Origin of the sequence: Flexithrix dorotheae DSM 6795 (assembly GCF_000379765.1) — a bacterium.
GTDB lineage: Bacteria > Bacteroidota > Bacteroidia > Cytophagales > Flammeovirgaceae > Flexithrix > Flexithrix dorotheae.
Window position 1 is genome coordinate 260,603 of the sequence record NZ_KB903465.1, and the last position, 19,374, is coordinate 279,976.

Sequence of the window (19,374 nt, forward strand, 5' to 3'; positions counted from 1 at the left end):
TTTTGAAAGTGCAAAGATAGCAAGATATCCTGAATCGGTATTCAAAAGGCCTAAGAATTAATATTTACCCGATTAAAATTGAGTGGGTATTTCATTATTATTTGAATATGAATTTTCTTTGGGAAAATCATTCTGAGGAGAAACTAAAATACAATAAGTCCAATTGGGAAAATTACATACCATCCAATCCTTTATAAAATACCTATTAAAAGCACAAAATGCCCATGGTCTTCATTCCCCTTTTGTATTCGATCTGTACACCCAGGTGATTGCTCCAGACAAAAAATATTATGCTTTTGATGTCATTGAAGATTTAAGAAATAAACTCCGAAAGGATCAAAAAACCATTAAGGTGATGGATTATGGTGCTGGTTCTAAAAATCAGCCAGCCCCAGAACGAAAAATTGCAAACATTGCCCGCTATTCCATAAGCCAGCCCAAACTTGGCCAGTTGATGTTTAAACTGGTGGATTATTTTAAGCCTGAAACCATACTGGAATTAGGAACCTGCCTGGGCATCAATACCCTCTACCTGGCCAAAGCCTACCATAAATCTACCATTTTTACCTTTGAAGGGTGCCCCGAACTGGCCAGGATTGCAGCCAAAAACTTTAAGGAATTAAAAGTAAAACCCAGAATTTGTATTGGAAACCTGGATGAAACCTTAAAGCCAGCTATAAAAAAACTAAATGAAATTGATATGGTTTTTTTTGATGCCAATCACCAATACCAACCCACCCTAAGTTATTTTGAAACCTGTCTGGAAAAAGTGCATGAAAACTCAGTCTTCATTTTTGATGATATTTATTGGTCGGAAGGAATGACCAAAGCCTGGGAAGAAATCAAAGCGCATCCTCAGGTGGCCCTGAGTGTAGATTTGTTCCAGATTGGTATAGTCTTTTTCCGAAAAAAGCAACCCAAACAGCATTTTACCCTACGCTTCTAAATCTTTTCTTCTCTCTCTATTATTCACGTAGGCTCCTTCCCGGAATTTAGTTTACTTTAACTTCATTAGAGGTGGTTTCTCTCCTTCTTACTTCCCCTTCGCTCCTTTCATTTTCTTGTTGGCTACTTTGGAATTTCAAAGCCCCTACAGCCTCTTCATATTTGTAATGTAATCAAAATCAAACATTATTTAAATCATAAAATCAGCATAAAATGAAAACTTTAAAAAAAATAGGAATTGTTGCTTTAGCTACCATGGTTTCATTTAGTGTAATGGCAGATCCGGGAACAGGAAATGATTCCAAGAACAAAAAGAATGAAACAACAGTCATGACCTATCAACAATCAAGTAGCCCTTTGGCGAATAATTATAAATTCAATAAATCATTCAGCAATGAAAAAGAATTAGCAACCCCTGTGGTTTCTGCACCAACCAGCAACAACTTTAAGGAAAACAACCATAAGTTGAATAAAAACAAAAGTAATAGTACGGAGGAGGGGAAAGCGATTGTGACACAACATGAAGAGCAGCGTAGCTTCACAGTTTATAAGGGACAAAAACATTCCAAAAGTAAAGGAAGAGTAAATTAAGATAATAAAGTAGAGTTCATGAGTAAGTTTGATTTTAGTTTTGTATTAGGTTAGTTAGGTTAAAAATCCCGGAATTTATCCGGGATTTTTTTAGTATAAGATTGACTTGCTTTTAGAATTGAAAATACCCTCAAAATTAGAGTGAGAAATCATAAGGGATTTTGGCATTTCCTTTTTGAGTTGCTTGGGGAAAATGTGCCGATACTTATCCCCCTTTCTCCTGATAACCTTTTTGAAGGCAAAGATTTTTTTACTATTTTTCCTCTACTTGAAAAATAAAGAAGTCATGGTAATCCTTCATTTTTGAAAATAGCAGATTGACGATTCCAATGGGAATTGGTACCATTAATTATCCTATTTTTTTGTAACAAGGAAACCGGGCGTCACATTGATAAAACCATTCTGACACATGAATTTCCTCATTTATGGAGCCTATGGCTATACAGGCGAACTAATCTCAAGACTGGCAAAAGAAAAAGGATATAAACCAACTTTAGCAGGAAGAAATCCAGAAAAAACTAAAAAACTGGCTGAAGCACTCAATCTTCCTTTTGAAGTATTTTCGCTAAATGAAACTCAATTGCTTGAGAAGGTACTTTCCAGGCACGATTTAGTTTTGCATATTGCCGGCCCCTATTCCCACACTGCAGAAATAATGGTAAATGCCTGCCTGAAAACCAAAACCCATTATTTGGATGTAACCGGAGAACTGGAAGTATTTGAATGGATAGCCACTCAGGATAAAAAAGCCAAAGAGGCCGGCATAGTTTTATTGCCAGGAACCGGTTTCGATGTAGTACCCTCCGATTGCCTTGCCAGGTATCTGTACGAAAAATTACCGGATGCCAACAGCCTGGAACTGGCATGGCAGGGCGTTGGTAAGTTCTCAAGAGGGACAGCATTAACCATGGCTGAAAACCTGCACAAAGGCGGATCAATCAGAGAAAATGGGGCAATTAAATTAGTTCCTCCTGCCTACCAGGTAAAGGAAATTTTCATAAATGGAAAAAACAGACTTGGTGCTACTATCCCCTGGGGTGATGTTTCTACTGCCTTTTACAGCACCGGAATACCCAATATCAAAGTTTTTATGATTGCCCCAAAGAACCTGATTAAAAACATGAAAAGAATGCGATATCTCCGCTGGTTTTTTGGGATTGGTTTTGTGAAGAAACAAATGCAGGCTAAAATAAGGAATAAAGTAACAGGGCCAGATGAACAAATGAGAAAAACCAGCAGGAGTTATTTTTGGGGACAGGTAGAAAATGCTCATGGTCAAAAAGTTGCGGCCAGATTGGAGACTCCGGAAGGTTATACCCTCACCGCCATCACTGCTCTAAAATCAGCAGAAAAACTTATGGAATCGAAGCTGGCTCCGGGATTCTATACGCCATCCAAAGCCTTTGGGAAAGATTTTATTTTGAAAGTGGATTCGGTCGTCAGGGAGGATGTCTAAAGATCACATCTCAGGAAACCTTAGGTCAGAATTCTATCCATCAGTTTCTGACTCCCACCCTTTATTCCATCCATGAACTCATTCCAAATTTAGCCAGAAAATAGGCCAGGCTTGACCAAAACAATACCATCACCGAAAGGTAAATCAAAATTTTCGGAGCGGGTGTTTTAAATCTTTGTGAAATGATTGCCCCCAGGGGAATACTGATCAAAATCGGGGAAAGTACCATCACTCCATAAAAGCCATATTTATTCCAGAAAACCAGAATTTTCCGCCACCTGGCATTATAGGGTTTTGGTTTCATTTTAAACAACCTCCTGATGAAAGCCACAATATTTGGGGCAAAATAAAGGGAGACCAAAGCACTTATTAAAGCTGCACTATAATTAAAAATCACCATTTCAAAATAGGAAAACCCAAAACCAAAACTCAAAGCAGGTCCCACATAAGTTTTCCACAAACTCAGCAAAAATACCGTTAAGGCTTTTATCAGATATTCAGAAACGTCCATATTCAATTCACACCTTGATTTAATTAGGTTTTAAGTTAGTAGAGATTTTTTTGATTTAGCTCATGCGCCATCCTGATTTTTAATCCCGGACCCATTCCACCATTCTTTTTGCTTTAAACACCATATCCTTAGCAATTGTCCTTTCAAAATTGTTTGACAGCCATTCCCTTTATAAATTACGGCAAATTCTACTAAATTACTGACAATGAAAACAACCACCTTATTGCTCATTTGTTTGGCCTTTTTAGGCTGTGCTAAAACCTCCCAAAAACCAGAAGAAACCACCCAGGAAAACCGACCTAATATTGTCCTTATTATGGGCGATGATATTGGGTTTTCTGATATATCCTGCTATGGAGGAGAAATCCCTACACCCAATCTGGATCAGTTGGCCAGTCAGGGAATCAGGTTCTCCCAGTTCTACAATATGGCCAAATGCGAAACAACCAGGACTGTGATGCATACAGGTCTTTATCAGGGAAATGACCAGGCCATAAATTTCGCCCAACTCCTGCGGGATGCCGGCTATTACACTGCCCAATCGGGCAAAGAACATTTCAAAAACTGGGTCCCGGAGCATTGTTATGCTAAAAATGTAATGGACCAGTCATTTACTTTCTGGGCTACCAATGAATTTTTCATTCCTCCGGGGGGTGAATTTGAAAGGCCTTTTATCCTAAATGGAGACACACTCAAAGCTTCAGAAATTCCTTTTAAGGGAAAGGAGTTTTATAAAACAGATGTCATTACCGACTATGCCATCAAATACCTGGAAGAAGCCAAGCAAAAGGAAAAGCCATTTTTACTCTATCTGCCCTACCATGCAGCTCATTATCCCTTGCAGGCACCCGAAGAAGAGATTGCCAAATTTAGAGGAAAGTATAAAAAAGGCTGGGATAAGATAAGGAAGGAGCGTTTTGAACGCATTAAAACATTAGGTTTGATTCCTGAACAGGCCAGACTCAGCCCGCCAGAAGGAAATATCAATAAATTCAGGGGACATAAAAAAGACAATTTAGAAATCAGGGGAAAAATTCCCCTTTACAGACCGTGGGAAACATTATCGGAAGAGGAACAGGATGAACTGGATCTGGAAATGTCTGTATTTGCAGCCATGGTGCATCGCATGGACAAAAACATTGGAAGAGTAATACAATGGCTGGAGGAAAATGACAAAAGGGAAAATACCTTAATCCTTTACTTGTCAGACAATGGTTCCTGCCCTTATGACAGCAATAAAGATTTTGATCATCCGCCAGGAACACCCGATTCCTACCGTACACTAAGCGCAGCCTGGGCCAATGCTGGCAATACCCCCTTCCGGTATTTTAAGCAATATGGCCATGAAGGCGGCAGCCATACCCACCTGATTGCCAATTGGCCATCTGTCATTAAAGAAAAAGGAGTAATCAGCGACCAGCCCGGTCATTTGGTAGATTTTTATCCTACCTTTCTGGAAGCAGCAGGAGTCCAGTATCCGGAAAATTATAAAGGGAAATCAACCCTGCCCCTGCATGGCACCTCACTTATGCCCATATTCAAAGGCGAAACCAGAACACCCCCAAAACAAATTATTTCCGGATTCACAGAAAGATTCAGAATGTACAGAAAAGGAGACTGGAAAATTGTAAACCTCAACGGAGAAGGCTGGGAACTTTACCACCTGGCCAAAGACCCCACGGAACTCAATAATTTAGCGCCAACCAATCCGGAGAAACTAAAGGAATTATTAGAAAGCTATGAAGCATGGAAGTTAGAGGTTGAGAGTTAGTTGTTAGGGACTGGGGTTAGTGATTAGGGGTTAGATATTTGTGGTTAGGGGTTAGATATTAGGGATTAGGAATTTGTGATTAGGTGGTGGACCTGTAGTTTTAAATTGGAAATCATTTCCATAAAGGAAAGTTTACTTCCCCCTCGGTGAGGGGGTTAGGGGGAGGAAATTGGATTTTCTCACTAATTACATTTTTAAAAACCCTACAAGATTAGCCCCGAGGGGGCCAGGGGGAGAAAATCGAAAGGAATCAAAAGCAACTAACGCAAGCAACCACTTGTACACTGGTTTATTTTTCAAGCAATTTATCATCCTCGTTTGCATCGAGGATAGCCGAGCCAAGCGTTTAAAACGCTTATTTCAATCAGTTTAAAAGCATCATTTTCACCCCAACACCTTCCTCATTATCCTGATTTTAAAAAAGATGTAAAGCACAGAAAGGTATAATACCATACCAATCCCCATAATATACTGAAGGAAAATTGGGGCATGTGCAGAATAATAAATCACCAATAAGTTAATGATGAATTGCACAGTCATGTACATTCCCGCCACTTGAAGATGAGGAATACCCATTTCATTGGCCAGATACTGATAAAAATGAGAACGATGGGCTTTAAAAATATTCTCCCTGCGCAACAACCTTTGGGCAATGGTGATGATGCTGTCAATTCCATAAACAGCAAAAAATAATATATAGGTAAAGTTTTCGGTAGTGACCATTAAACTGAATAGGGCAAAAATCAGGAGAAAGGCTAATGAAACACTTCCTACGTCCCCTGCAAAACATTTTGCCTTCTTTCTGAAATTAAAATAGTTGAAAACCACCAAACCTAAAAAGACATAAATCAGAAAATCCAGCTGAATAAAGTCAACTGGCTCAGCCCAGCCAAAAATATTTAATTGAATAATGAGTAGAGAAATAATGGTAACTAAGCCGTACCCTCCCGAAATGCCATTAATGCCATCCATAAAATTGAAGGCATTGACAATACCTGTGGTAAATATTAACACCAATACTAACCCCCAGATGGGTAACAAATTCATTAAATCCAACTGGAACATCAATAACAAAATCCCTGACAGATGAAACAAAATTCTAATGCGATTGGGAACAGGTCTCATGTCATCCACCATGCTGATCAGAGCAACCAGCGTCAAACCCAAAATAAACCAGGGATAACTGCCTTTAGAAAGCATAAAGAAAATCAAACCTGCAAAATAAAATATCACCCCACCCCCACGAATGATGATCCCTTTATGCGAACTCCTTTCATTCGGCTTATCAATAATACTAAACCGATCTGCCAGTCGAAAGTAAACCACTTCCAACAACACAAGCGCAACAAATACTATGAAATAAATGAGATAAGCCAATTGTTTATTTGAATGGGAAAATAATTATGTTGGTTATAGAATAGTATTTAATAACCCTCCCCTATATCCCCTCTTGAGGGGAAAACAATGTATGTATTTAAAGTTTTAATATGTTTAATTATAAAAAGTTTCCTCATTTTTCAAGGTAAAAACTAGATTCAAGCTAACCAAATTTATCATCCTCATTTTCAAAGAGGATAGTTGAGAAAGGCGATTGTATCGCCAGTCTTGTGAAAAGTTACAAACTTTCCTTTATTTAAAGGCTTAAGTAATCGCTTCGCTTTATACTTAAGCAAGGAACTATTTGAATTTTCACTAGCGAGGGAATTAACCTGACGGTTATGCCCCTACCCCTCGGAATGCCAAACCACATCAAAGGGGAAAAAGTGATATCCCCCTCACCGAGGGGGTTAGGGGGAGGTTTTGAGAAGATATTAAGATTAAACCTTAAATGGATGCTCGGCTAATGGCAATTTAGCTAATGGATGATATTCCCCTTTTAGCCCAATAGGTTGCTCATTTCTGATTTGATGGACAATTTTTATTGAATCAAGGGCCTCCTCTACCCCAAAACCATTTCCATTTAATACCTCCTGATAACTAACCGAATGCAATTCTGTAAATCCTCCACTAAATTCAATTTCTTCCCCATCAATGGTGATTGATCGGTAAGTTCTTGCCCCGGACTCTTTAATGTGGTCAGGAATTGTATCATAATTAATACTCAGGAACCATTTCACCCTGGCCTGTTCAAACTCCAGATAACCGGAAGCCCTGTCATGGGTATGTACATGAATTTTATTATCCTGCACCTTGCCAAATAAATGCCCCAGCATATCAAAAAAATGCACACCTATATTAGTGGCAATACCACCAGATTTCACTACATCCCCCTTCCAGGAAGTATAATACCAGTGTCCTCTGGAAGTGAGATAAGTTAAATCTATTTCATATTTTTTATCCTTTGGCCCTTCTTCAATTTTTTTCTTTAAGGCAATGATGCTGGGATGTACCCTTAGCTGCAAAATATTGTAAATCCGCTTGCCGGATTCCTTTTCATACTCTTGTAAACCTTCTGCATTCCAGGGATTGAGCACCAGTGGTTTTTCGCATATCACATCTGCCCCCTGTCTCAGCCCAAACCGGATGTGAGAGTCGTGCAGGTAATTTGGCGTACAGACACTCAGGTAATCAATCTGCTCCCCTTTCCTTTTCAATTTATCCAAATGCCTGTCAAATCGTTCAAATTCTATAAAGAAATCTGCTGAAGGGAAGTAGCTATCGATTACCCCAACACTATCGAAAGTATCTAAAGCAGCTACCAATTGATTATTCGTATCCTTTATAGCCTTCATGTGCCTTGGAGCGATATATCCTGCCGCTCCGGTTAATGCAAATCTCTTCATTTAACTTTTATATCTTTTTTATGTTTTTATAATTTGATTACTTTACCTCCTTCCAGCTGATACCAGTCCCCACTTTCCTCACATTTAGCCTTATGCGTATCATCAAAAATTAACCTTTGCCCGAACTCACTCATCCAGCCAATTTGCTTTGCTGGGTTACCTACCACCAGGCCATATGCCGGAACATCTTTGATAACCACCGTCCCTGCTCCAATAAAGGCATATTCGCCTAAGGTGATTCCACAAACAATAGTGGAATTGGCACCAATAGATACCCCTTTCTTTACGATGGTTTTGGCATATTGTCCTCTTCGGTTGACCCCACTCCTGGGATTAATGACATTCGTAAAAACCATGGAAGGTCCTAAAAACACATCATCCTCACAAGTGACTCCGGTATAAATAGATACATTATTCTGTACCTTTACATTATTACCCAGCACTACCTCAGGAGAAACCACCACATTCTGACCAATATTACATTTCCGGCCAATTCTACAGTTCGGCATGATATGGGAAAAATGCCAAATCTTAGTTCCTTCTCCAATACTACAGCCCTCATCAATGACAGCCGTTTCATGTGCAAAAAAATCTTGTTTATTCATTTTTAAAATAGCTAACCTTTCTATTTTTTTTTATTGAAGATAGTTATAGAGATAAAAAGCCTTCAAAATTAGTGTGGGAAAATTTTGCAGATCCCCCCTTACTTATTCTAGTCCATAGTGGAAAACTCTTGCAAGTACCTGAAAATTTTCCTCGGAAAACCTTTTTGAAGGTGAGATTTTTTTGTTCCCGTCAAGGATTGATTTTTCATCGACTGGAAAAATCCATTCCATGTCGGGATCAAAAGCAAAATTTACCTTCACTTCTAATCATTTACCATTGAAGCCATTAGTAAAAGAATTGAATAAAACATATTTTAAGTAAGCCAATGGTAAGTTAATAATAGTCACTCATTAATTTCTACTTGAAAAACTCCTTAACCTTCCTCACAATATACTCCCTCTGCTCCTCCTTCATTTCCGTATGCATAGGTAGGGAAAGCACTTCTTTACAAAGTTGCTCAGCTACGGGAAAACTTCCAACTGGAAACTCCCTTTGGGCATAAGCTTTTTGTAAATGCAATGGGAAAGGATAATAGACCATAGCCGGGATACCTGCTTCAGCCAAATAAGTTTTTAATTCATCCCTTCTCTCCTCCACTTTCAAGGTATACTGATGAAATACATGAGTCGTATCACTAAACCTTTTTGGGGTAATTAATCCATCCAGGCCTGCCAATTCTGCATCATAAAAATCGGCAAGGCTTCTTCTGGCAGCCTCATACTCCTTTAAATATTTGAGTTTCACCCTGAGCACCGCAGCCTGTAAAGTATCTAACCTGGAATTACAACCAATCACCTCATGCTGGTATTTCACTTTTTGACCGTGATTGGCCATTAACCAGGCCATTTCTCCCAAAGCCTCATGATTGGTAAATATGGCACCACCATCTCCAAAGCAACCCAGATTTTTCGATGGGAAAAAGGAGGTAGTTCCCAAATCCCCTATCGTTCCTGAGTATTGGGTGTGGCCATTCGAAAAAGTATATTGAGCCCCCAAAGACTGAGCGGCATCTTCCACTATTTTCAGGTTATTTTTTTCTGCAATAGCTAACAAAGCTTCCATCTCGGCACATTGTCCAAATAAATGTACCGGGACAATAGCCCTGGTTTTGGAAGTAACCCGGGCCTTTACCTGTTCCAGATCAAGTGTGAAGCGATCGGGACAAACATCTACAAAAACAGGTGTTAATTTTAAAAGGGCAATGACTTCTGCTGTAGCCACATAGGTAAAAACTGGAAGAATAATTTCATCACCGGGCTGGCAATCCAAAGCCATTAATGCCAATTGCAAGGCATCCGTACCATTCCCACAAGTGATTACATGATTGACCTGATTGAATTCCCCCAGCTCTTTTCGAAAAGCTTTTACCGCAGGACCATTAATAAAGGAAGTGTTGGTAATCACCTCCTGCATCTCCTCATCTACTTCTCCTTTTATTCGTTGATACTGGCCAAACAAATCAGCCATTTGGATTTTGTGCATAAGTTTAAAAAATCAGTATTACTGTAACTTATTTTCTAATGTTTAAACTTGCTATTTAGTCTTTGAATTGCAGAAGAAATTTTGGCAAAATATAGTTTCCCCCTCGGTGAGGCTTATCTAGTTGAGTTTTTAAAATTATACAAAGTGCGATTAGTGAGAAAATACTGTCTGACAAAAAACTTTAGTAAAGTATTCTGCTCCTTGCTTGTTTAGATGATAAACATCAGAAAATAAATATTTCTTTGAAACAGAATCAGAAAAATCAAAATAGTTTGGAAGGTACTTATTTAGGATATTAAAATCTGTTCTATCATCATAGATTGGAGCAGTAAAAAAGTACAAATCAATATTATTTGATTTGCATAGTTCAATCATTGATTTAAAAATAGGATTTTCACTGTCACTTAATTCTTTTAAATTAGATGTTCCATTTTTTAATACACCAAAATTGGGAGAAAAGCCCAATTCTTCAATAAAAGTAGCTTTCTTTCCAGCTAATGCCAAACTCATATTTCTAATGCCAATTTTTGGTTCAAATAATTGATATCTATAAAAAGGTATGCCTTTATAAAAATAATATTCATTATCATAAGTAATAAGCTCATGGAAAATATCCTCCTCATTGATATATGGCATCCAAACTACTCTTGCCAAATCATCTGGCTTCAAATCATTATAGGCTAGATCTACCTGGATATATACTTCATCTACTTGAAATTTATTTAATACCTTTTTGAGCATAAGTTTAATTTCCACAGGACCTGATGCCGCATAGCCTAGATTTAAACCTTTTTTTCCACATATATTTTCAATTAATTTTGGTTGTAGATGATTAATACATCTTGAAGAACCTAAAAGGACATAATCAAAACGACCATCCTTTATTGAGTTTACCCAACTAATCTTGTCTCTAGGGGCTCCTTCATAATACACTTTTGTAAAAAACAAATCAAATCCATATAGCTCAAGAACCGTAATTAGAATTAGAATTAAAACATATTTAATAAACTTCCTCATTCTTTAGAATTGAAAATAAATAAAACTTTGAATATCTGAATAGTTACCAAAAACTATTATCATAGCTAAAACTAAAGATTCTGCTATTAATGGTTTCTTAACTGATGATAATGGAAATTCAATATTCCTAGAATTCCACTCAATAATCAATAATATAAAAATAAGTGGTAATATCTCAACTGAGTATCTTTCTAATCCAATTCTTTGAATTTCAAATTGAAAATGGAAAATACCTATAATATAATTATACGCTTTATTAAGACTTTCTGATCTAAAAAAGATCCATGCAAAAACGGTAAGGAAATATGTAAATGTAATAGATAGAAAATCAGGAAATGATGGTAAATAACTATTCTGTGCAACTGTATCTGTAGTATAGCGTCTATTCCTTTTTGTCAACAATAGAGGTAAAAAATAAATTGCATTTAATGCCCCCCAAATTATAAATGTCCAATTAGCTCCATGCCAAAACCCGCTTACAATAAAAATTATGAAAACATTTTTTACTTTCATTAAAATGTCCCCTCTACTACCCCCTAGAGGTATATACAAATAATCTCTAAACCATGTAGAAAGTGAAATATGCCATCGTCTCCAAAACTCTGCTATATCTCTTGAAAAATATGGGTAAGCAAAGTTTTTCATTAGTTTAAAACCAAATAGACGCGCAGTACCAATTGCAATATCAGAATATCCGGAAAAGTCACCATAAATTTGAAAAGAGAAATATACTGCCCCTAACAATAGAGTTAAACTAGAGTAATCCTGATAATTATTAAAGATTTCATTGGCATATTGAGCACAATTATCTGCAATTACTATTTTTTTAAAAAGCCCCCAAATAATCTGCCTGAGTCCTAATAAGGAATTTGCATAGCTGAAACTTTGCCTTTTAAAGAATTGAGAAAGCAGATTGGTAGCTCTTTCAATAGGACCAGCCACTAACTGAGGGAAGAAACTTACAAAGGCAGCAAAAGCAATAAAATCCTTAGTTGGTTCAAGTTTACCTTTGTAAACATCAATGGTGTAACTAAGTGTCTGAAAAGTATAAAAGCTAATTCCTACTGGCAAAATAATATTTAAAGAAGATATTTTTAATTCAACACCAAAAAATGAAAATGCATTGGTAAAGTTTTCAAGAAAAAAATTAAAGTATTTGAAAAAACCAAGAAATCCTATATTAACTAAAACACTTACCCACAGAAGAATTTTTCTTTTTTTTTTGCTTTCTTTTTTTAAAAGCGACCATCCAATAAAATAATCAACACAAGTACTAAAAATTATAAGTGAAAGGAACCTCCAATCCCACCAGCCATAAAATACATAGCTTGCAATAACTATTAAACTATTCTGATATTTTATACTCTTTTGTAGAACAAACCAATATAGGATAAAAACTATTGGTAGGAATATAGCAAAATCTAATGAATTAAAAAGCACGAATTCTTATGTAAATGCTTATTTTATTTAAAGCTTAAATGATAAATCAATAATTAAAAAAAGGCTTAGGTCACTGATAAATTAAACCAACTCATCCAAATGAGCTAATACAGAACGAGGTTGCCACCCTAGTACTTCCTTGGCTTTTTCATCCGAAAAAGTTAAAGAGGATGTCATTTTGGAATACGCTCTTTTATTGAATGGAAACGATTTTTGAGTCATGACCTGAATCCCTGAACCTATACCTGCTAGGGTGAGGGCTATAGAGTTAGAAAGGTTTCGCACTGGTTTATGGAGCATTTTTCCTATATGTTGGGAAATTTCCGAATAGCTGGGATGACAACCATCAGTCAGGTTAAAAGTTCCCCCTGTTTGAACTAGCTTGGGAATGATTTCAGCAACATCCTCAGCCAATACCATACTCCTTCTTGCTTGCCCCTGCCCTATATTAAAATAATACCCTTTTTGAATGGCTTTTATCATAGCCCCAAGGTTACCTGGTGGATTATTCCCCACGATCAAAGGCAATCTTAATATTCCTGTTTTCACTCCATGTACTCTCCCCCATTCCCTGATCATTTCCTCAGCTTCAATCTTACTCCTTCCATAAGGATCCTGAGCCATTAAGGAGGTGTTTTCAGCAATATTTTCACCCACTTCCCTTCCATAAACGGCAACTGTGCTGATAAATATAAAGGAACCGGGTAATCCGGGAGATTGCTCCAAACTTTTCAATAGATGCTTTGTACCTGCCACATTCACCTTAAAAAAATCCTCCCTTTCTGCCTGGGTCTTAGGCACTACATGTGCCTTACCCGCATTATGAACCACCAGATCAAACTGTTGATTCAGGACAGGGATTTCTGTGGAAAGATCGCAAAAAATAGCATTGGATGAACTTCTACCGATGGTAGTACAATTGGGTTGTAGTTTTTGAAGAAGGTACTGACCCAGGAAGCCTGATGAGCCGGAGAGAAGGGTATTCATTTTTTCTTTACAACCTCCTCAATAGCTTTTATCATTTTATTTGCCAACTTATCCCGGTCAAATTTTTCCAAAGCTACTCTTTTAGCATTAAGTGCAAGGTTATTCCTTAACTCTGAGTTCTCAGCCACCAGCTGAATAGCATCAGCCATGTTTGAAGGATCATTGGGTAAAACATTTAACCCACATTCTTCCTCTTCAACTAATTCTTTTATCCAACCCTGGGTAGTTTGAATGATAGGGACTCCTGCTGCAAATGCGTCAAATAATTTATTTGGTGAGGAAGTATTTAGCACCGGGATATTTTTAAATACTAAAAATGCTGCTGTGGCTTTTTTTAACCAACTCACGACCTCCATTTTTGGAAGGAGACCTAAAAAGAATATATTAGTCAGACCTTTATTCCTAACTTTGGACTCTAGTTCCTTTTTCTCTGCTCCTTCTCCTAGAATGACAATTATATTTTTTTTATCCTTTCTATTGTTCAATTCTTCTGCAGCCTCTACAAGTTGCTCACAGTTATCCATTAACCCAATAGAACCTGTATAAATAAATATATTTTTATCTTGTGTCCATTCTGGAAGTAAAAAATGATTATCCCTTCCTCCAAATAACTGATTGTCAGAGGCATTGGGAATAGTTGTAATAATTGAAGATGGAAATCTTACCTTAATGGATTGAGCCATCCCGTTTGAACAAGGCACAATTAAATCAGAGGACTTATAACATAATCCTTCAAACCAGTAAGCCAGTTTTTGAACCCTTTTATTATTTAATAATTGAAGTTCAATAGCACCCTGAGGCCAAAGATCTCTAACTTCAAATACAAGTTTTTTTCTCCTAATGTATTTACCAACCAAACCTGGAATACCTATTGTGATTGGCCCAGAACTACTTATTACACAGTTATAATTTAAAGTTAAGGCAAAATAAATAGAAACAATTGAAAAAAGGGAAAAGGTGAAAATTCTATAAAAAAAGGAATGTTTATTGGATTGGGGAAAATTAAGTACAATTACTTTTATTCCTTCAAAAGTTAAATGTTCAATTAGTTTTTTAGCTTTTATATCCGATTTATCATAAGGAGAGGTAACAACAGTTATTTTATGTCCCTCTATAACCCATCTCTTTGTCAACTCGTAAACTCTTGTACTCCATCCCCCTTTTGGGGTACCAAAATACTGGTAGAAGTAAAGGATATTAATTTTTTTCAAGTATAAAAATTAAAGAACCTGCAGTCAATTCCTCAATTGAAAAAGATTCAAATTCATCATCTATTTTTTTGGGGAAGTTTTTTGGAATTTCACTAGGGTTATCATGAAACTTATATATGACTTTATAACCTGTTTTTTCAAATATATCTATGTATTGAGGTAATCTTAATCTATTATGATAATCAAACCTTGTTTGGATTCTATCCCATTGTCCTTGGCCATACTGTAAAAAATCCCATAACGAGAGAGTTTTATCCGAATAGGCTCTATGATCGCTCGGAGATACGAGATGAATTAATTTACCATTTGGTTTTAAAAAATCTATAGCAATCTTATGAATTGAAAAGAGATTATTTGGACTAATATGCTCAAGTACATTTCTACTATACACGAAATCCACAGAGCCTGATTTTGGAGGGTTTTTAATTATATCCGTATTAGGAAAATATCTTATTGAATCAGGTAATCCATTTATATTTTTGAACTCCTTTGGAAATTTATTTATAAATATATTATTTAATTCTTTTATCCTATTCTGTGAATAATGCTCATTAATATCATAAGTAAGTACTCTAAGTGCTTTCAAAAAATGAATAAAAATATAAGGGGTAACAGGTGCCCATCCAGACCCAATTTCTACAACTGTACTGTTTTCAAACGATATATTTAGTTTTTCAGCTACTTTTGTTACCTTTTCAAGGTCTTTTTGCTGTCTTTCTACAAATTTATTTAAATCTAAACTTCCGATTGCTTTCTGAAGAGAATGATAAAAAAAATCACCCAAGTTGATCGGTAATTTTGCTAAAATTTTAAATAAAGTTTGTCTATATATATATTTCACACTTACACTTTTTATCAGTTTGTAAATTTAAATATCTTTTCCTAAAAACATTTTTTTGTAACTAAACAGTTTGTAATAATTTATTCACCCTAGTTTATTTATTTTCTTCACGAAATACTAAAAAATAATTTTCTATTTTGCCCAAATTATTATTACTGTGGCTATTCTATTATTTGTTATTAGTAAAACATTTAGTCATACTGTAAACCAAATAGTCAAATCTAAATTTCCTTTTAATTTCCCTAAATTATAAAAGTAAAGTTTTCTGACTTACCCTAACTCAATTAAGTGTTCAATAATTCTTTTAGCAGCTTTTCCATCCCACTTTTCCGGAATACTACCTTTCTTCCAATTACCGGCAAAAAGTTTTTCGAATGCTGGTTTTAAATTTTCAGGGAGTGTACCTATTAATTCATTTGTTCCCTGTGTTATAGTTTCAGGTCGTTCTGTATTATCTCTAAGCGTCATACAGGGCACTCCCAATACAGTGGTTTCTTCAGTAATTCCTCCAGAATCAGTAATCACAACTTTAGCATTTTTAACAAGAAAATTAAAGGCTAAATAACCAAGAGGAGGAATAGAATTGAAGTTTGGAGCTTTAATACCAAGTCTGTCCAATACCTGTTGTGTTCTGGGGTGAACTGGAAAAATAATCGGCATTCCTTGACTTTGAAGCACAATAGTTTCAATCATTATTTTTAACTTCTCTTCTTCATCCACATTCCCAGGCCTATGTAAAGTCATCACAATATATTTGGCTTCCTTCAATCCAACTTCTTCCCAGACATCAGGCTTTTGAAAGTCATCCTTCTTTTTAAGTAAAGTATCAATCATGGTGTTCCCTACAAAAAATATCCGGTTTTCAGGAATACCCAACTGCAACAAATTGCGATTAGCGACTTTGGAAGTGGTAAAAAAATAATCGGTTATACTATCCGTCACCATTCTGTTAATTTCTTCAGGCATAGTAAGATCCCCTGAACGAATTCCTGCTTCCACATGAGCAACTTTAACATTAAGTTTTTTGGCGACAATAGCACATGCCATTGTAGAAGTTACATCCCCAACTACCAAGCATAAATCTGTCCCTTTTTCAAATAATAGCTTTTCATAACCTATCATAATCTTAGCAGTTTGTTCGGCTTGAGTACCACCGCCTGCTCCCAAATTCACATCTGGCTGAGGGATTCCCAACTCATCAAAAAAGTCACCACTCATTTTTTTATCATAATGCTGCCCTGTGTGTACTAACCTGAAAGAGATGGACCTCCCTTTATTTTGCTGTGCTTTAATAGCATCAATGATAGGTGCTATTTTCATGAAATTTGGGCGAGCACCTGCAATTAAATCAATTTGCATTTTAGTCTAAGGAGATTAAGTTTTGAAAATGTTTCAGTTTTCCTGCTTTTGTCCTTTTTATTACTTTTTTCTGTTCGAATGTGGCTTTAAGTCCCGGTTCTAAATATTTATCCATAGCTTTTTTTATTTGCTCCTTTTCGAAAGTGTTTAATGAACGCTCTGCCACATATTCATAATGAAAGTGATCAAGCGCCAATTGTTTAATGATAAACTCTTTCACAATACTCCCCTGTTCTAATAAAGATTTAGAGATATAATAAAATGTTAAACCTGGAGATTTTTTACCACTCGGGAGTAATGCAATATCATTTGTCCTGCCTGTCACTTTCTCCAAAACCTGATAATTACCTTTTCTATTTCTGGAAAGAATGGCTGTATCCCCAAGTTCATACCGAATAAAGGGCATAGCTTTGTTATATAAAGCAGTAACAATTACCCGCCCTTCTTCCCCAGGAGGCACAGCATGATTCTTTTCGTCCAATATCTCAACAAATAGCGATTCATAGTTTAATAGCCAGTCGCCATCTTTGTCTTCAAATGCAATAAGATCAAGTTCTGCCGCTCCATATTCATTCACCACCCTTACTCCGAAGCCTTCTTCCAATATCTTTCTGTCTAACTGACTACAAACTTCTGATGTAGTGAAAACCACTTGCAAGTTAGGGCATACAGCTTTAGCGGTTACTCCTTTATCAATTAGAAAACGTGCAAAAAGTACCAGGCTACTGGTATAGCCATTCACATAGTAGTAAGGATTATTTTTAAAAGAATGAAAAATTTGTTCTAACTTCTCATCGGATAAATCAAACACAGGAAAGCGTTTCCTTTTTGCGATTTTATCTTTTATCAGTTCCTTATAATATTTTATACCTCCCAAAGGGATCCCATAAAACCGTGCCTGCAAGCTATTACCAAACTCAACACCAAATTGCCCAAATCGATGGATATTAATGGCCCAACTCATTGCATGGCAATATTTATCTTTTGCAAAATAAAATGGGGTACCTGAGGAACCAGAAGTATTGTGCAAATGAACATTTTTGGCTGTAAACCCTTCACTCAATCTACAGGAAAGAGGCTGCTGTAAATCTTTTTTGGTTAAAACAGGAATACTTTGCCAGTCATCTTTTCTAAAGAAACCGTTTTTAACAAACTGCCTGTACACAGAATTATACTGGAAATGATGCCTGAAGATTGCCCAAGAAGCTTGTTCATTTCTTTTAATTATTTCATGAGTATTTAGCTGGTGAATTTGAAGTAGTTTCTGTTGAGCTTGTTCAATGGGAAACCCCTGAAAAGTAAGTGATTTTTGAAAAAGGTTAATCATGCTTAAGATTCTAGGATGTTATTCCATTTTAATTTAACATTCTCCCAGGCAAATTCTTCAGCCTTTTTTCTGGCATTGGAAGATAACATAATATATTTTTCAATATCCTTAGCGAGGTTTGTTATTTCATCTACCATCATATCAGAATCACCACAATTAATCATCACACCTTCTTTACCATTTTCAAATAAAAAAGGAATCCCTCCAGGGTTAGTAGTAATGACAGGGAATCCTAATGCCATCGCCTCTATAACACTAACCGGAGTATTATCTACATTTGTAGTATTAATAAAAATATTATATTTCTTTGATAAGGCAATCCAATCTCCTTTAGATAATCTTCCTGTAAATGTGACAAAATTATCGACTCCTAACATTTTTGCGTACTCCTGTGCTTTAACCATACTGCCATCTTTATCAGGTCCAACCATGCAGAGTTGAGTATTTGTAAAACCTTTAGCGGTTAACTTTTTTAATACATCAATGGCCATACAGGGATTATATATTTTATGAAATGACCTTACCCATAAAAGTTTAATTCCCTCTTCTTTGTTTATTGCCTTTTCCACTAATGGGTAGTTCTTAATATTTATATAATTAGGAATAACTTGAAAGTCCCTCTCAATAACCTTTTCCATAGCCTCTTTTAAATAATTAGAGGGACATACTACTTTAAAAGCCTTGCTCAAATACCTTTTCATTATATTTGGAGACTGTTTGGCTCTTCTTGGCAAACTTCCTCCATGAAGAATTGGAATATATTTTAAATTAAACCAGCCTGCTATTCTTGCAGATGTCCAGGCAAAAAAGAATGCAGAAGTACTATAAGTATCAATGAGCAAATAGTTGGCATTTCTATTTTTAAGAACCAACAGCCACATATGAAAGAGTCGAAAAATTGGATGTGGAATAGATGATCCTCGAATTACTTTATACACCTCCTTTAATTTAACACCCAAAGTGTCAACAGATGTCGGTGTAAAACCATGTTTGGACAATTGATTTCCAATAAAAAGTATCTTAAGTTTATACTGACTTTTCATGAAA

Annotated in this window: 17 protein-coding genes; 4 read left to right on the top strand and 13 right to left on the bottom strand. The window is 36.2% G+C overall.

The window, feature by feature from the left end; genetic code table 11:
- The first annotated feature begins 163 nt into the window (after positions 1–163).
- The 3 genes from A3EM_RS0128015 (at position 164) to A3EM_RS0128030 (ending at position 2,992) form a co-directional block, all read left to right on the top strand.
- Positions 164–946 (top strand): O-methyltransferase, encoded by a 783-nt coding sequence (locus A3EM_RS0128015; protein ID WP_020531572.1) that lies wholly within the window; start codon positions 164–166, stop codon positions 944–946.
- 212 nt (positions 947–1,158) lie between these two features.
- Positions 1,159–1,536, top strand: coding sequence for a hypothetical protein (locus tag A3EM_RS0128020; RefSeq protein ID WP_020531573.1), 378 nt, complete (start codon positions 1,159–1,161; stop codon positions 1,534–1,536).
- Positions 1,537–1,945: 409 nt separating this feature from the next.
- Positions 1,946–2,992, top strand: coding sequence for a saccharopine dehydrogenase family protein (locus tag A3EM_RS0128030; protein ID WP_020531575.1), 1,047 nt, complete (start codon positions 1,946–1,948; stop codon positions 2,990–2,992).
- A 61-nt stretch (positions 2,993–3,053) separates the two neighbouring features.
- Here A3EM_RS0128030 and A3EM_RS0128035 read toward each other — a convergent pair whose 3' ends face one another.
- Positions 3,054–3,503 carry a hypothetical protein gene (locus tag A3EM_RS0128035; protein ID WP_020531576.1) on the bottom strand — a complete coding sequence of 150 codons (450 nt, stop codon included), beginning with the start codon at positions 3,501–3,503 and terminating at the stop codon, positions 3,054–3,056.
- Positions 3,504–3,708: 205 nt separating this feature from the next.
- On the opposite strand from A3EM_RS0128035, the gene A3EM_RS0128045 reads away from it, so the two are divergent.
- Positions 3,709–5,274 (top strand): arylsulfatase, encoded by a 1,566-nt coding sequence (locus tag A3EM_RS0128045; RefSeq protein WP_157638124.1) that lies wholly within the window; start codon positions 3,709–3,711, stop codon positions 5,272–5,274.
- A gap of 384 nt (positions 5,275–5,658) precedes the next feature.
- On the opposite strand, the gene A3EM_RS0128050 is transcribed toward A3EM_RS0128045, so the two are convergent.
- From A3EM_RS0128050 to A3EM_RS0128110, 12 genes are all read right to left on the bottom strand, one after another.
- On the bottom strand, positions 5,659–6,651 hold the full coding sequence (locus tag A3EM_RS0128050) for a UDP-GlcNAc--UDP-phosphate GlcNAc-1-phosphate transferase (RefSeq protein ID WP_044239987.1): 993 nt from the start codon (positions 6,649–6,651) through the stop codon (positions 5,659–5,661).
- A 440-nt stretch (positions 6,652–7,091) separates the two neighbouring features.
- Positions 7,092–8,057 (bottom strand): Gfo/Idh/MocA family protein, encoded by a 966-nt coding sequence (locus tag A3EM_RS0128055; RefSeq protein ID WP_020531580.1) that lies wholly within the window; start codon positions 8,055–8,057, stop codon positions 7,092–7,094.
- A 26-nt stretch (positions 8,058–8,083) separates the two neighbouring features.
- On the bottom strand, positions 8,084–8,662 hold the full coding sequence (locus tag A3EM_RS0128060) for an acyltransferase (RefSeq protein ID WP_020531581.1): 579 nt from the start codon (positions 8,660–8,662) through the stop codon (positions 8,084–8,086).
- Positions 8,663–9,020: 358 nt separating this feature from the next.
- Positions 9,021–10,145 (bottom strand): DegT/DnrJ/EryC1/StrS family aminotransferase, encoded by a 1,125-nt coding sequence (locus tag A3EM_RS0128070; protein WP_020531583.1) that lies wholly within the window; start codon positions 10,143–10,145, stop codon positions 9,021–9,023.
- A gap of 150 nt (positions 10,146–10,295) precedes the next feature.
- A complete protein-coding gene (locus tag A3EM_RS0128075; protein ID WP_020531584.1) occupies positions 10,296–11,162 on the bottom strand; it encodes a hypothetical protein in 867 nt (288 codons plus the stop codon).
- 3 nt (positions 11,163–11,165) lie between these two features.
- Complete coding sequence (locus A3EM_RS0128080) at positions 11,166–12,602, bottom strand: MBOAT family O-acyltransferase (protein ID WP_020531585.1); 1,437 nt, start codon at positions 12,600–12,602, stop codon at positions 11,166–11,168.
- An 81-nt stretch (positions 12,603–12,683) separates the two neighbouring features.
- On the bottom strand, positions 12,684–13,589 hold the full coding sequence (locus A3EM_RS0128085) for an NAD-dependent epimerase/dehydratase family protein (RefSeq protein ID WP_020531586.1): 906 nt from the start codon (positions 13,587–13,589) through the stop codon (positions 12,684–12,686).
- Positions 13,586–14,800 (bottom strand): glycosyltransferase family 4 protein, encoded by a 1,215-nt coding sequence (locus A3EM_RS0128090; RefSeq protein ID WP_020531587.1) that lies wholly within the window; start codon positions 14,798–14,800, stop codon positions 13,586–13,588. Before A3EM_RS0128090 ends, A3EM_RS0128085 begins: the two co-directional genes overlap by 4 nt.
- Complete coding sequence (locus A3EM_RS0128095; RefSeq protein ID WP_157638125.1) at positions 14,787–15,641, bottom strand: methyltransferase domain-containing protein; 855 nt, start codon at positions 15,639–15,641, stop codon at positions 14,787–14,789. The genes A3EM_RS0128090 and A3EM_RS0128095 overlap by 14 nt, the downstream gene beginning before the upstream one ends.
- A 270-nt stretch (positions 15,642–15,911) precedes the next feature.
- Positions 15,912–17,000, bottom strand: coding sequence for a non-hydrolyzing UDP-N-acetylglucosamine 2-epimerase (gene wecB, locus A3EM_RS0128100; protein ID WP_020531589.1), 1,089 nt, complete (start codon positions 16,998–17,000; stop codon positions 15,912–15,914).
- A 1-nt stretch (position 17,001) separates the two neighbouring features.
- A complete protein-coding gene (locus A3EM_RS0128105; RefSeq protein WP_020531590.1) occupies positions 17,002–18,327 on the bottom strand; it encodes a phenylacetate--CoA ligase family protein in 1,326 nt (441 codons plus the stop codon).
- 2 nt (positions 18,328–18,329) lie between these two features.
- On the bottom strand, positions 18,330–19,370 hold the full coding sequence (locus tag A3EM_RS0128110; RefSeq protein WP_020531591.1) for a glycosyltransferase family 4 protein: 1,041 nt from the start codon (positions 19,368–19,370) through the stop codon (positions 18,330–18,332).
- Between the last annotated feature and the right edge of the window lie 4 nt (positions 19,371–19,374).

Bases quoted from the DNA above. Each gene is read 5' to 3' on its own strand.
- A3EM_RS0128055 (WP_020531580.1), bottom strand. From the start codon at position 8,057: ATGAAGAGATTTGCATTAACCGGAGCGGCAGGATATATCGCTCCAAGG.
- A3EM_RS0128035 (WP_020531576.1), bottom strand. From the start codon at position 3,503: ATGGACGTTTCTGAATATCTGATAAAAGCCTTAACGGTATTTTTGCTG.
- A3EM_RS0128105 (WP_020531590.1), bottom strand. From the start codon at position 18,327: ATGATTAACCTTTTTCAAAAATCACTTACTTTTCAGGGGTTTCCCATT.
- A3EM_RS0128075 (WP_020531584.1), bottom strand. From the start codon at position 11,162: ATGAGGAAGTTTATTAAATATGTTTTAATTCTAATTCTAATTACGGTT.
- A3EM_RS0128085 (WP_020531586.1), bottom strand. From the start codon at position 13,589: ATGAATACCCTTCTCTCCGGCTCATCAGGCTTCCTGGGTCAGTACCTT.
- A3EM_RS0128020 (WP_020531573.1), top strand. From the start codon at position 1,159: ATGAAAACTTTAAAAAAAATAGGAATTGTTGCTTTAGCTACCATGGTT.
- A3EM_RS0128030 (WP_020531575.1), top strand. From the start codon at position 1,946: ATGAATTTCCTCATTTATGGAGCCTATGGCTATACAGGCGAACTAATC.
- wecB (WP_020531589.1), bottom strand. From the start codon at position 17,000: ATGCAAATTGATTTAATTGCAGGTGCTCGCCCAAATTTCATGAAAATA.
- A3EM_RS0128060 (WP_020531581.1), bottom strand. From the start codon at position 8,662: ATGAATAAACAAGATTTTTTTGCACATGAAACGGCTGTCATTGATGAG.
- A3EM_RS0128045 (WP_157638124.1), top strand. From the start codon at position 3,709: ATGAAAACAACCACCTTATTGCTCATTTGTTTGGCCTTTTTAGGCTGT.
- A3EM_RS0128110 (WP_020531591.1), bottom strand. From the start codon at position 19,370: ATGAAAAGTCAGTATAAACTTAAGATACTTTTTATTGGAAATCAATTG.
- A3EM_RS0128070 (WP_020531583.1), bottom strand. From the start codon at position 10,145: ATGCACAAAATCCAAATGGCTGATTTGTTTGGCCAGTATCAACGAATA.